Source organism: Cloacibacterium sp. Arc13 (genome assembly GCF_041431305.1).
In the GTDB taxonomy this organism is placed as follows: Bacteria; Bacteroidota; Bacteroidia; order Flavobacteriales; family Weeksellaceae; genus Cloacibacterium; species Cloacibacterium caeni_B.
On sequence record NZ_JASMRM010000002.1, the window covers coordinates 356161 to 367880 of the forward strand.

The following is an 11720-nucleotide window of genomic DNA, read 5'->3' on the forward strand; positions in this document are numbered from 1 at the left end:
TTAGTATTTTTTTTAATGATGCAAATTTACGAAATTTCTAGGCATAGAATAATTCTTTTTAAAGGCGATATTTATCAGTAATTAAAATATTTTTAAAGATTAATTTTTCTGTTATCAGTTAATTTGTAACTTTACACTCCTTTTTTTGAAACAGTAATATGGATTTAAGAGACCAATTAAAAAACCTTTTCCCAGAACACGAGGAGCAAGATTTTGAAATGCCAGAAGAAAAATTTGAGCAGAAGAATCCTCTTATCTGTAAATTCGAGAAAAAAGGAAGAAATGGTAAACCTGTAACTTTAATAGAAGGTTTCGAAGGAACAGAAGAAGAACTGAAACAAATTTCTAAAAAAATAAAAACCACTCTAGGAATTGGTGGCTCAGAAAAAGACGGAATCATCGTGATTCAAGGAGATAATCGTGATAAAATCATGAAAATTCTTCAAGATATGGGCTATAAAACCAAAAGAGTTGGAGGATAATAATTAAAAAATTAAAAATTATGTTGAATAAATTAGCTGCTTCAGAATTGGTTTTAAATCCAGACGGAAGCGTTTATCACCTTAATCTTCAACCAGAAGATATTGCAGAGAAAATTCTATTAGTAGGCGATCCAGACAGAGTGCCAAAAGTTTCTCAATATTTTGATACCATCGAAATTCAAAAAAATAAAAGAGAATTCTACACGCATACTGGAACTTTAAGAGGAGAAAGAATTACGGTAATGTCTACCGGAATCGGTACAGAAAACATCGATATCGTAATGAACGAACTGGATGCTTTGGTGAATATTGATTTAAAAGAAAAAGAATTCAAATCAGTACATACTGCGCTTCAATTATTCAGATTAGGAACTTGCGGTTCTGTAAATCCTGATGTGGAAGTAGATAACATGCTGGTTTCTCAAAACGTTGTTGGTTTAGATGGATTAATGCATTTTTACCAAGATTATGAATTCGAAAATGAATTTTCTAGAAATTTCATGGAAAAATTCCCATACGAAAGAATTAAACCAATGCTTTATTTCTCTGAATGGACAGAATCTCAGTACGATTACTTCAAAGATGCTAAATACGTAGGAAATACTGCTACTTTCCCTGGTTTCTATGCGCCACAAGGAAGACAATTGCGTCTAAAAGCTGTAGATGATAAATTTTTAGAAACACTTAATGATTTAGGCGTTACTAATTTCGAAATGGAAACTTCTGCGATTTATGGTTTGTCTAAACTTTTAGGACACAAAGCAGTTACCATTAATAACGTAATTGCGAATAGAAGACGTGGAGAATTTTCTGCAGACCATCATCAATCAGAAAAAAATATGATTGAATGGGTATTAGAAAGAGTCATCAAATAAGTCAGAAACTTTTTATTCTCAATAAAAACCAGCTAAAAATTAGCTGGTTTTTATTTTTTGAGAAATTTTATTGGGTTTTAATCCAGCAGTCTTCTGTGTGATCATTCACCATTCCTGTGGCTTGCATATATGCATAAACTACGGTAGAACCCATAAATTTAAAACCCCGTTTCTTTAAATCTTTAGCAAGAGCATCAGAAATTTCGGTAGTTGCGGGAACTTCTTTCAAGGTTTTAGGACGATTGATAATCGGTTCATGATTCACAAAACCCCAAATATATTTACTGAAAGAGCCAAATTCCTTTTGAACTTCCATAAATTTTTGAGCATTATTAATCGTGGCGAGAATTTTCAGTCTATTTCTTATGATTCCAGCATTTTGGATGAGTTCTTCTACTTTATCCTCAGAATATTGTGCGATTTTTTGATAATCAAAATGATCAAAAGCTGCTCTGAAGTTCTCTCTTTTAGCTAAAATGGTGTACCAACTTAAGCCAGCTTGAAAACTCTCTAAAATCAGAAATTCAAAAATTGTTTCATCGTCATAAATAGGTTTTCCCCATTCTTGATCATGATAATTGCGGTATAAATCGTCTTTTTCGCACCATGCACATCTGATTATCTCCATATTATAGATAGTATTGATAATTAATATTTTACGTTAAAAAATTTAATAAAACTTTATCAATTGATTAACAAAATCTTGTGAAATTAGTGTGTAAATTTGTTATGTGAAAATTCACAAAATCTAGGTAAAGATACAACCTTCCTAATAATAGTTATTCATAAAAAATCAAATTTTTGTTGAAAAGAACCTCTGAAAAATTCAGAGGTTCTTTCTTTTTTAACGATATAACAATTCTTCATAATTCTGTAAGAACTGCCGTGTATAATACTTCTACATTTGCTTTACTAACCAATCAAAATATATTATTATGGACACGAACAAACCATTAGACAATGCTTCTGATAGATTAGACGAAGCAAGAGACAGAACAGAAAACTCTGTAGAAAATACAGCAGAAAACATGTCAGATAGAGCAGAAAATTTTGCAGATAATGTAAAAGATACTGCAGAAAATGCTTGGGAAAAAACCAAAGATGTTGCCAATGACATTTGGGAGAAAACCAAAGATGTCGCTGAAAACGTTAAGGATAAAACCGAAGACATGATAGACGATGTAAAAGACGAATACAGAGACAGAACCCATTAATTTTTATTCATCATTTTGATCTAGAATCCCGAATTTTTCGGGATTCTTTTATGCTATAAGTATTATTTTTATAAATTTGCCTAAAATAAATTATTATGTACGGATTACTTAAAGGTAAAAAAGGAATTATTTTCGGCGCGCTTAATGATCAATCTATCGCTTGGAAAGTAGCAGAACGTTGTCATGAAGAAGGTGCAGAATTTATCCTTTCAAACGCTCCTATAGCAATGAGAATGGGCGAAATAGATGCTTTAGCACAAAAAACTAATTCAGAAGTAATTGGCGCAGATGCTACTTCTATGGAAGATTTAGGAAAACTTTTTGATGCAGCTATCGCTAAATTTGGTAAAATAGATTTCATCCTTCACTCTATCGGAATGTCTGTAAACGTTAGAAAAGGAAAACATTATACAGATATCAACTATGATTGGTTAGAAAAAGGTTGGGATGTTTCTGCAGTTTCTTTCCACAAAGTAATGAAAACCGCTTGGGAAAAAGATTGTATGAATGAATGGGGTTCTATCCTTGCGCTAACTTATATCGCTGCTCAAAGAACTTTCCCAGATTACAACGATATGGGAGATAACAAATCTTACCTAGAATCTATCGCAAGATCTTTCGGTTATTATTGGGGAGAGAAAAAAGTAAGAGTGAATACCATTTCTCAATCTCCTACCGTAACTACAGCAGGTTCTGGTGTAAAAGGTTTTGGCGGATTTATGGGATTTGCAGAAGATATGTCTCCTCTAGGAAACGCTACAGCACTAGATTGTGCTAATTATTGTGTAGCCATGTTCTCTGATCTTACAAAGAGAGTTACTATGCAAAACCTGTTTAATGACGGTGGTTTCAGTAACACTGGAGTTTCTCAAAAAGTAGTAGACAAATACAACGGAGAATAAAATCTCATCAATTTTAAAATACAAAATCCATTCAGCGCTTTGTTGAATGGATTTTTTTATGGCGCTTTAACACGCTGTCCGCTATATCTTTTTTAAATTTTCTCCAAACTTATTTTCCGAGGCTAAAAATTTAAAAAAGGATGCCGCTTCCATCGTTAGCGCGGTGAACGCAGATAAGAAAATTTAGTTATATTTGGAAAAAACTTCTTTACAATGAATTACCACAAAATTCTACTTTCTACCGCCATTTTAGCATTTTCTTTTCATCATGCGCAGAACCTTAAGCTCAATCCTACTTCGGCAGAAGAACGCTGGAAAGGTTACGAACAAAGAAAAAAATTAGAAGAAAATTCTATTCTCAAAAATTTAGAATTCAGAAATGTAGGTCCTACTACAATGAGTGGTAGAGTTACAGATATAGATGCGAATCCAGAAAATCCTACAGAATTTTATGTAGCGTATGCTTCTGGTGGATTGTGGTATACCAATAACAACGGAACCACTTTCACTCCTATTTTCGACAGAGAAGCCGTAATGACAATTGGTGACATTTACGTAGATTGGAAAACCAAAACCCTATTCATAGGAACTGGCGAAAGCAATTCTTCTCGTTCTTCTTATGCAGGAATGGGCATTTATAAAAGTACAGATCAAGGAAAAACTTGGCAAAACTTAGGCTTAAAAGACACGCATCACATTGGAAGAATTGTAGTAAATCCCGAAAACAATAATGAAATTTGGGTTGCAGCTGTTGGACATTTATATTCACCAAACGCAGAAAGAGGCGTTTTCAAAACCAATGATGGTGGCAAAACTTGGAAAAAAACACTTTCGGCTGACCAAAATTCTGGAGCAATTGATTTAGCCATAAATCCTCAAAATCCAAAAGAAGTTTATGCAACACTTTGGCACAAAGAACGTAAAGCGTGGAAATTTGTAGAAAGTGGCGCTTCATCTGGTATTTTCAAATCCAATGATGGTGGTGAATCTTGGCAAAAAATTTCGACTAAAGATTCTGGCTTTCCAGCAGACGAAAACGTAGGAAGAATAGGACTTTCCATTTTCCCAAAAAATCCAAATATTATTTATGCGATTGTTGATAATCAAAAAACAAGACCTGCTTCAACTGCAAAAGAAGAAAAAACAGAAAAATCTTTGGACAAAGCCAAAATGCAAAAAATCACCAAAGAAGAATTCTTGGCTTTAGATGATAAAACGGTTAATGAATACCTTGATGGAGAACGTTTCCCAGAAAGATACACCTCTGAAAACCTTAAAAAATCGCTCAGAGAAAATAAAATCACGGTAAAAGATATTTTCAACTATACTCATAATGGAAATGATGATTTATTCAAAATCGAAATTGAAGGTGCAGAAGTTTACCGTTCTGATGATGCAGGAAAATCTTGGAAAAAAACCAACGAAAAAAATCTAGACGGTTTATATTACACTTACGGTTATTATTTTGGGCAAATTTGGGTTTCGCCTACCAATCCAGATAAGGTAATTATTGCAGGCGTTCCGATTTTGGTTTCAGAAAATGGTGGAAAATCTTTCAAATCGATAGATTCTCCAAATGTTCACGCAGACCACCATTCTATTTGGTTTAACCCGAAAAATGACAATCATTTCATCAATGGAAATGACGGTGGAATCAATATTTCTTACGACAATGGAAATTCTTACATTCATTGCAATTCATTGCCAGTTTCACAGTTTTATTCGGTAGATTATGATTTAGAAAAACCTTACAATGTTTATGGAGGAATGCAAGATAACGGCGTTTGGTTTGGCCCATCAAGCAATAGATTTGACTATAAAAAAGGAAAATTTGATAACAGCGATAATTTCAAATTTCTTCTAGGAGGAGACGGAATGCAAGTTCGTGTAGATTTCAGAGATAATGCAACTTTATACACTGGTTTTCAGTTCGGAAATTATTTTAGAATTAACAGAAAAACCAATGAAAGAAAATATCTAGAAGTTCCGAGAGAAATTGGCGAAAATCCACTTCGTTTCAATTGGGAAGCACCTTTCCAGATTTCTCGTCACAATCAAGATATTGTTTATTTTGCTTCGCAAAGCGTTTACAGAAGTATGGACAAAGGCGAAACTTGGCAAAAAATTTCTGGAGACTTAACCAGAAATACCAAACAAGAAAATGTGCCTTATTCTACTCTTTCAACAGTGGAAGAAAGTCCAAAAAAATTCGGATTAATTTATTCAGGAAGTGATGATGGATTGGTAAATGTAACCAAAGACGGCGGAAATTCTTGGCAAAAAATTGGCGATTTCCCAGGATTTTGGGTTTCTATGGTACAACCTTCTTCTTTCTCAGAATCTAGAGTTTATTTGAGTTTAAATGCATACAGAGAAGATGATTTCCGTGCATTGCTTTACAGTTCTGATGATTTCGGGAAAACTTGGAAGAAAATTGGCGAAGATTTACCTGCCGAACCTATTAATGTCATCAGAGAAGATCACACCAACGAAAATCTATTGTATGTAGGAACTGATAATGGATTGTACATTTCTCTAGAACGAGGAAAAACGTTTATGTCTGCCAATAATGCTACACTTCCAAACGTTGCTATTCACGATTTGAAAGTTCATCACAGAGATAATGAGTTAATTGTAGCAACACATGGAAGAAGTATTTACATTGCCGATGTGAAGAAATTACAAAAATTAATGCCAGAAAATTTAGCTAAAAATTTAATCGTTTTTGATGTTGAAAGCATTAATTTCAAAGAAAATTGGGGCAAATCTTACAGTAATTTCACTGAAATTGAAAAGCAGAATTTCCCAATAGAATTTTACACTAAAAATGCTGGAAATGCTGTTATTAAAATCATCAATGCTCAAAATGAAACCGTAAAAACCATTAATCATCATACTGACAAAGGATTTAACATCATCAGTTATGATTTAACGGTAAATGCAAGTGAAAAGTCTAAAAAATCAGATGATGGCAATGTTTACATCACTCCAGGAAAATATACGGTAGAAATTTCCATCAATACAGTTACGGAAAAGAAATTGCTAGAAGTGAAAGAAAAACCAAAATCTAAAAGCAAAAGAGTAACCGAAGTTCCGCAAGGAACAATGTCTCCAGGAGAATTTAAAAAATGGAGAAAAGAAGTGGGTTTCAAAAAGCAATTATGATTTTAAAACGCAAAGATTTTAAAAAAAATCTCTCTTTTAGTGAGTAAAGCTTATTCCGTAAACGGAATTGATTAAGCGAACGCTTCAAGAGTGAATTTATTCACTTTCTTTACTTTCTTAAAATCTTTATAAAGCAATAATAATCTTTGCGTTTAAAAGTTAACACAAAAAAAGTCCCGAAAATTTCGGGACTTCTTATTTTATCTTACACTTGGAATTACGATGAGACTTTCGTTTCCTGAACTGTTTACCGCTTGTACTGCAAAGAAATAATTATCTTTAGAATAAGGCAGTTTCATAGAATTTTCTTTGGTGAAAAATTTCTTTTGCCAAGTAGAAGAATCGGTTTCACGCATAAGAACGTAATAACCTGCAACTTCTCCATTTTTTGGTTTTTCCCAATGAATGGTCGTAAAATTAGTTAATTCTTTTACATCCATTTTCACATTTTCTGGTTTAGAAGGAGATTTTGCCAAATTTGCCAAAACAGATACATTTACCCCGACATTTTTCTTGAAATATTCAAAATCCATAAATTCTGGTAAATCCCCAAACTGTTTACCATTTTCTTTTCTGATATCTTGATGTTGATGGTCGTAATTTTCATTGAATTCAGTCAATCTTACTGCTGAAAAACCTTGATTCACAAATGAAGTATGATCGCCGCCACGAAGAAATCTGTCGTTTCTGTAGATTAATTTAACTTCCAAATTGTCCACATAACGCTCTCCAATTTCCTTAATGTATCTTGCTAATTGTCTTGCTTCTCCATCATTTTCTAAACCTAAATTTCTAATTCCTTGAGCTTTTTTGTCCAAATCAAATTGTGGTAAACCTTCAGAAAAAACTCTTAACTGATTGGCATTAATTAAATTGGTTTCGCTAGTTAAATTATTCCCTACCATATCATTATTCAACAAAGCTTCTAGCTGCCAATTTTCATTTTTTGCCTTTTCTGCAAGCATTTTAGCACCTAACAAACCTTGTTCTTCGCCAGAAAATGCTACAAAAACTATAGTTGCAGGAAATTTTGATTGGCTCAAAATTCTGGCAGATTCTATTACAGCACCTACTCCGCTTCCGTCGTCATTTGCTCCAGGTGCGAAATCTTTGGCATTCATCACATCAGAAACTCTGGAATCAAGATGTCCGCCAATCATAAAAATTCTTTTATCATTAGGATCAGTTCCACGCAAAATAGCAATAGCGTTTCCTAAATCTGTTGGCTGATTGATTCGTTTTCCATCAGGTTGAATGGTTTGATTTTGTAGAAAAACTTCCATTCTTCCGTCAGCATTTTTAGCATAATTTTTAAATTTAGAAAGCACCCAATTTCTTGCAGCACCAATTCCTTTTTTAGCATCAGTAGTAGAACTCATGGTATGACGAGTACCAAAACTCACCAATTTATTGATGTGAGATTTTAAAGAATCTGCGCTTACTTGAGACACATAATTCGCAATTTCTGTATCTCTGGAAACGGTTTGTTGCGCAGAAAATACAGCAGGAATTAAAAAAATTGAAAGTATAAGTTTTTTCATTATTTAGAGTGGGTTTTATTTATTTTAATTTCAAAATTTCTTGACAAAAACGTTCTACCACTTCGGTTTCTGTAGCCCAAGAAGTAATAATTCTAATGGCTGATTTTTGTGCATCTATTTTCTTCCAAACATAAAAATCAAACTGCTCTGAAAGTTTCTCAATTTGTGAATTTTCTAAAATTGGGAAAATCTGATTGGTATCTGTTTCCGCTAAAAATTCACAACCTATTTCTTTGAAAGTTTGCTTAATTTTCATGGCTTGTTGATTGGCATGTTTCGCTAAATCCCAATATAAATCGTCTTTCATCAACTCTTGAAACTGAATTCCGAGTAATCTTCCTTTCGCGAGCATTGCCCCTTTTTGCTTAATGTGAAACCCGAATTCTTCTTGCAGACTTTGTCTGTTTATAATGATTGCTTCGCCTAATAAAGCTCCGTTTTTGGTTCCGCCAAGATAAAAAACATCTGTAAACTTTGCTACATCTTCTAGCGTTACATCATTGCTTTCTGCCGTTAAAGCGTGTCCTAATCTAGCCCCATCCATAAATAAATATAGATTTTTTTCTTTGCAAAAATTTGATAAATCTTCTAATTCTTTTTGGGTATAAATCGTTCCAATTTCGGTAGAATTAGAAATATAAACCAACTTTTGTTTTAATTGATGAGGAACATTGGTATGAACATCTAACACTTTCTGAATATCTTCTGGTTTCAGTTTTCCATCGGGAGTTTCTACCCCATGAACTTTATGACCTGTTGCTTCTATCGCACCAGCTTCATTGGTGAAAATATGACCGGTAGTTGCAGAAACCACACTTTCGTGAGGTCTTAGAATTGCTGAAATCACCAATAAATTCGCTTGAGTTCCTCCACTTACAAAATGGACTTTGGATTGAGGTGCATTTGCTTTTTGAAGAATGAGTTTTTCTGCTTCTGCACAATAATCATCTAAACCGTAACCATTTTGTTGAGAAAAATTAGTACGCATTAAAGCCTCTAAAATACTGGGATGACAACCTTCTGAATAGTCGTTTTTAAAAGAATATTTCATAGGACTAAATTAAGGAAAAAGTGCAAGATTGTTAATACTTACAATATTAATTTTAAAATTAACATGTTCTTTTGTCTTGAAACAAAAGAACCAAAAATTCAAGACTGGAAACTCGGCTAAAATTTTAAATAATTTTCTAAAATTTCCAAAACTCGTCCCTAGCTTTTTCCTTACTTACTCAAACAGTGGAAATTTCTTTACAAAAATTTTTCAAAATTTTCAAACGCCTCCGTTTCCTAGGTCATAAAAATCGAAAAACTTAATTGAAAAAGTTTAATAAAATACGGAAACTGCGCCCCAGATTGAGCCATTGTTGGAGCTCATCTCAAAAAATCGGGAATTTGGCTTGGATTTTTGAGATAGCGACTGGCGAAAGCTGGAAATGGCGCCCGAATTATTGGCTTTTTCTATAAAATTTAGCTATTTTTTCATTATTTTCAATAAAGTGTGTAACCTTTTCGTTATAATGAACGTATAATAAGATATGAGACAGTTAAAAATTACAAAACAGGTTACCAATAGAGAAACCGCTTCCCTTGACAAATATTTGCAAGAAATTGGTAAAGTAGAACTCATCACAGCAGACGAAGAAGTAGAACTAGCTCAAAGAATCCGTAACGGAGACAGAGCTGCTCTAGAAAAGTTGATTAAAGCCAACTTGCGTTTCGTAGTGTCTGTATCAAAACAATATCAAAACCAAGGATTATCTCTTCCTGACCTTATTAACGAAGGAAACCTTGGTCTAATGAAAGCTGCTAAAAGATATGACGAAACCAGAGGTTTCAAATTTATTTCTTATGCAGTTTGGTGGATTAGACAATCTATCTTACAAGCTCTTGCAGAGCAATCTAGAATTGTAAGATTACCTTTGAACAAAATTGGTTCAATCAATAAAATCAACAAAGCTTACGCACACTTAGAACAAGAAAACGAAAGACCACCTTCACCAGAAGAATTGGCAGAAGTTCTAGATATGAGCGAAGAAGATATTAAAGAATCTATGAAAAACTCTGGTCGTCACTTATCTATGGACGCACCATTAGTAGAAGGAGAAGATTCTAACTTGTATGACGTTTTACGTTCTGGTGAATCTCCAAGTCCTGATAAAGACTTAATGCTAGAATCTCTACAAATCGAGATTGAAAGAGCTTTACAAACGCTTACGCCAAGAGAAGCAGATTTGGTAAGATTATATTTCGGATTAAACGGAAAACATCCTATGACTCTAGAAGAAATAGGTGAAACTTTCGACTTAACGAGAGAAAGAGTAAGACAGATTAAAGAAAAAGCAATTAAGAGATTGAAACACAACTCTAGAAGCAAAATCTTGAAGTCTTACCTTGGTAAATAATTTAGCAGTCGGCTTTCAGCTATCTGCAAACAGCAAAAAGATAGCTTTCGCTATCTTTTTTTATTTTAAAATATTTTATTAATCAAGCTGAAAGCTAAAAGCTGACAGCAGAAAGCAATTTAAATGAAAACAAAACTTATTGCACCTTCAGTTTTATCTGCAGATTTTGGGAATTTACAGCGTGATATAGAAATGATTAACGGCAGTCAAGCCGATTGGTTTCATGTAGATGTAATGGATGGAAGATTCGTTCCGAATATTTCTTTTGGTTTCCCAGTGATGAAAGCAATTCAGGAACACGCAAAAAAATTTGTAGATGTGCATCTTATGATTGTAGAGCCTGAAAAATATGTAGAAGAATTCATCAATTACGGCGCAGATTTGGTTTCTGTACATTATGAAGCGTGTACACATCTTCACAGAACCATTAATTTGATTCAAGACAAAGGTGCAAAAGCCGGTGTAGTGCTTAATCCTTCTACTCCAGTTTGGGTATTAGAAGATATTATTACCGAAGTAGATTTGGTTTTATTAATGAGCGTAAATCCTGGCTTTGGTGGACAAAAATTTATAGAAAACACTTACAAAAAAATCAAAGAAACCAAAGAATTAATTCTAGAAAATAATTCTACAGCGCTCATCGAAATAGACGGCGGCGTAAATACCGAAAACGCTCCAAAACTCTTCGAAGCAGGTGCAGATGTTTTGGTGGCTGGAAATGCTGTTTTTGCCAGTGAAAATCCAGAAAGAACAATTGAACTGTTAAAAGTTTAATTTCAAAAAAACTAATCACCATTATCATGAAAAATGAAAAATCTTTTTTCGAAACCATTATTGATGCTATTTCTTGGTTGAAAATAGTTGCATCACCAACTATTTTAGGAATTGGAATTGGCTTTGCGTGTCAATATTACTTGAACAGTATTTTCCTTTTTGGATTTTTTGTCATAGCAGGAATTGTTTTAGGAATTTATTGGGCCAATAAAGTTTCTAAGAAATATGGAACAACTGATTTTATTTCAAAAGTAGATGCTTCACCAGACATAGATGAATATGTAAAAATGACTAGTCCTAAAAAACCGATACAGATTATAGGACAAAAATAAATAATTAAACCAAAGTAAAAACGTTTTTGCTTT

The 11720-nt window shown here is 33.4% G+C and carries 11 protein-coding genes; 8 read left to right on the forward strand and 3 right to left on the reverse strand.

Annotation, left to right across the window (positions count from 1 at the left end; translation table 11 throughout):
• The first annotated feature begins 158 nt into the window (after positions 1-158).
• Positions 159-482 (forward strand): translation initiation factor, encoded by a 324-nt coding sequence (locus QO190_RS03520; RefSeq protein WP_069797522.1) that lies wholly within the window; start codon positions 159-161, stop codon positions 480-482.
• Between the two features lie 20 nt (positions 483-502).
• Positions 503-1357 carry a nucleoside phosphorylase gene (locus QO190_RS03525; RefSeq protein ID WP_371461077.1) on the forward strand — a complete coding sequence of 285 codons (855 nt, stop codon included), beginning with the start codon at positions 503-505 and terminating at the stop codon, positions 1355-1357.
• A 67-nt stretch (positions 1358-1424) separates the two neighbouring features.
• Here the strand turns inward: QO190_RS03525 and QO190_RS03530 are convergent, their stop codons facing one another.
• Positions 1425-1985, reverse strand: coding sequence for a DNA-3-methyladenine glycosylase I (locus QO190_RS03530; protein WP_371461076.1), 561 nt, complete (start codon positions 1983-1985; stop codon positions 1425-1427).
• Between the two features lie 307 nt (positions 1986-2292).
• On the opposite strand from QO190_RS03530, the gene QO190_RS03535 reads away from it, so the two are divergent.
• The 3 genes from QO190_RS03535 to QO190_RS03545 all read left to right on the forward strand — a co-directional run bounded on the left by QO190_RS03535 (position 2293) and on the right by QO190_RS03545 (position 6638).
• Positions 2293-2571, forward strand: a complete 279-nt coding sequence (locus QO190_RS03535) for a hypothetical protein (protein ID WP_371461075.1) — start codon at positions 2293-2295, stop codon at positions 2569-2571.
• A 92-nt stretch (positions 2572-2663) separates the two neighbouring features.
• Positions 2664-3473 carry an enoyl-ACP reductase gene (locus tag QO190_RS03540; protein WP_371461425.1) on the forward strand — a complete coding sequence of 270 codons (810 nt, stop codon included), beginning with the start codon at positions 2664-2666 and terminating at the stop codon, positions 3471-3473.
• A gap of 213 nt (positions 3474-3686) precedes the next feature.
• Positions 3687-6638 carry a glycosyl hydrolase gene (locus QO190_RS03545; RefSeq protein WP_371461074.1) on the forward strand — a complete coding sequence of 984 codons (2952 nt, stop codon included), beginning with the start codon at positions 3687-3689 and terminating at the stop codon, positions 6636-6638.
• 200 nt (positions 6639-6838) lie between these two features.
• Here QO190_RS03545 and QO190_RS03550 read toward each other — a convergent pair whose 3' ends face one another.
• Entirely contained in the window at positions 6839-8179 is a 1341-nt protein-coding gene (locus tag QO190_RS03550; protein WP_371461073.1) for a M28 family metallopeptidase, read from the reverse strand.
• A gap of 19 nt (positions 8180-8198) precedes the next feature.
• Positions 8199-9230 carry a low specificity L-threonine aldolase gene (locus QO190_RS03555; protein ID WP_371461072.1) on the reverse strand — a complete coding sequence of 344 codons (1032 nt, stop codon included), beginning with the start codon at positions 9228-9230 and terminating at the stop codon, positions 8199-8201.
• Between the two features lie 484 nt (positions 9231-9714).
• On the opposite strand from QO190_RS03555, the gene QO190_RS03560 reads away from it, so the two are divergent.
• The 3 genes from QO190_RS03560 to QO190_RS03570 all read left to right on the forward strand — a co-directional run bounded on the left by QO190_RS03560 (position 9715) and on the right by QO190_RS03570 (position 11687).
• A complete protein-coding gene (locus tag QO190_RS03560; protein WP_069797503.1) occupies positions 9715-10581 on the forward strand; it encodes an RNA polymerase sigma factor RpoD/SigA in 867 nt (288 codons plus the stop codon).
• A gap of 123 nt (positions 10582-10704) precedes the next feature.
• Positions 10705-11355 (forward strand): ribulose-phosphate 3-epimerase, encoded by a 651-nt coding sequence (gene rpe, locus QO190_RS03565; RefSeq protein WP_371461071.1) that lies wholly within the window; start codon positions 10705-10707, stop codon positions 11353-11355.
• A gap of 26 nt (positions 11356-11381) precedes the next feature.
• The gene (locus QO190_RS03570; RefSeq protein ID WP_371461070.1) at positions 11382-11687 is read left to right on the forward strand and encodes a hypothetical protein; all 306 of its coding nucleotides are present in this window, start codon (positions 11382-11384) and stop codon (positions 11685-11687) included.
• Positions 11688-11720 lie beyond the last annotated feature (33 nt).

Excerpts from the sequence above, each read along its gene's own strand:
- QO190_RS03520 (WP_069797522.1), top strand. The coding sequence starts at position 159 with ATGGATTTAAGAGACCAATTAAAAAACCTTTTCCCAGAACACGAGGAG.
- QO190_RS03525 (WP_371461077.1), top strand. The coding sequence starts at position 503 with ATGTTGAATAAATTAGCTGCTTCAGAATTGGTTTTAAATCCAGACGGA.
- QO190_RS03530 (WP_371461076.1), bottom strand. The coding sequence starts at position 1,985 with ATGGAGATAATCAGATGTGCATGGTGCGAAAAAGACGATTTATACCGC.
- QO190_RS03535 (WP_371461075.1), top strand. The coding sequence starts at position 2,293 with ATGGACACGAACAAACCATTAGACAATGCTTCTGATAGATTAGACGAA.
- QO190_RS03545 (WP_371461074.1), top strand. The coding sequence starts at position 3,687 with ATGAATTACCACAAAATTCTACTTTCTACCGCCATTTTAGCATTTTCT.
- QO190_RS03550 (WP_371461073.1), bottom strand. The coding sequence starts at position 8,179 with ATGAAAAAACTTATACTTTCAATTTTTTTAATTCCTGCTGTATTTTCT.
- QO190_RS03555 (WP_371461072.1), bottom strand. The coding sequence starts at position 9,230 with ATGAAATATTCTTTTAAAAACGACTATTCAGAAGGTTGTCATCCCAGT.
- QO190_RS03560 (WP_069797503.1), top strand. The coding sequence starts at position 9,715 with ATGAGACAGTTAAAAATTACAAAACAGGTTACCAATAGAGAAACCGCT.
- rpe (WP_371461071.1), top strand. The coding sequence starts at position 10,705 with ATGAAAACAAAACTTATTGCACCTTCAGTTTTATCTGCAGATTTTGGG.
- QO190_RS03570 (WP_371461070.1), top strand. The coding sequence starts at position 11,382 with ATGAAAAATGAAAAATCTTTTTTCGAAACCATTATTGATGCTATTTCT.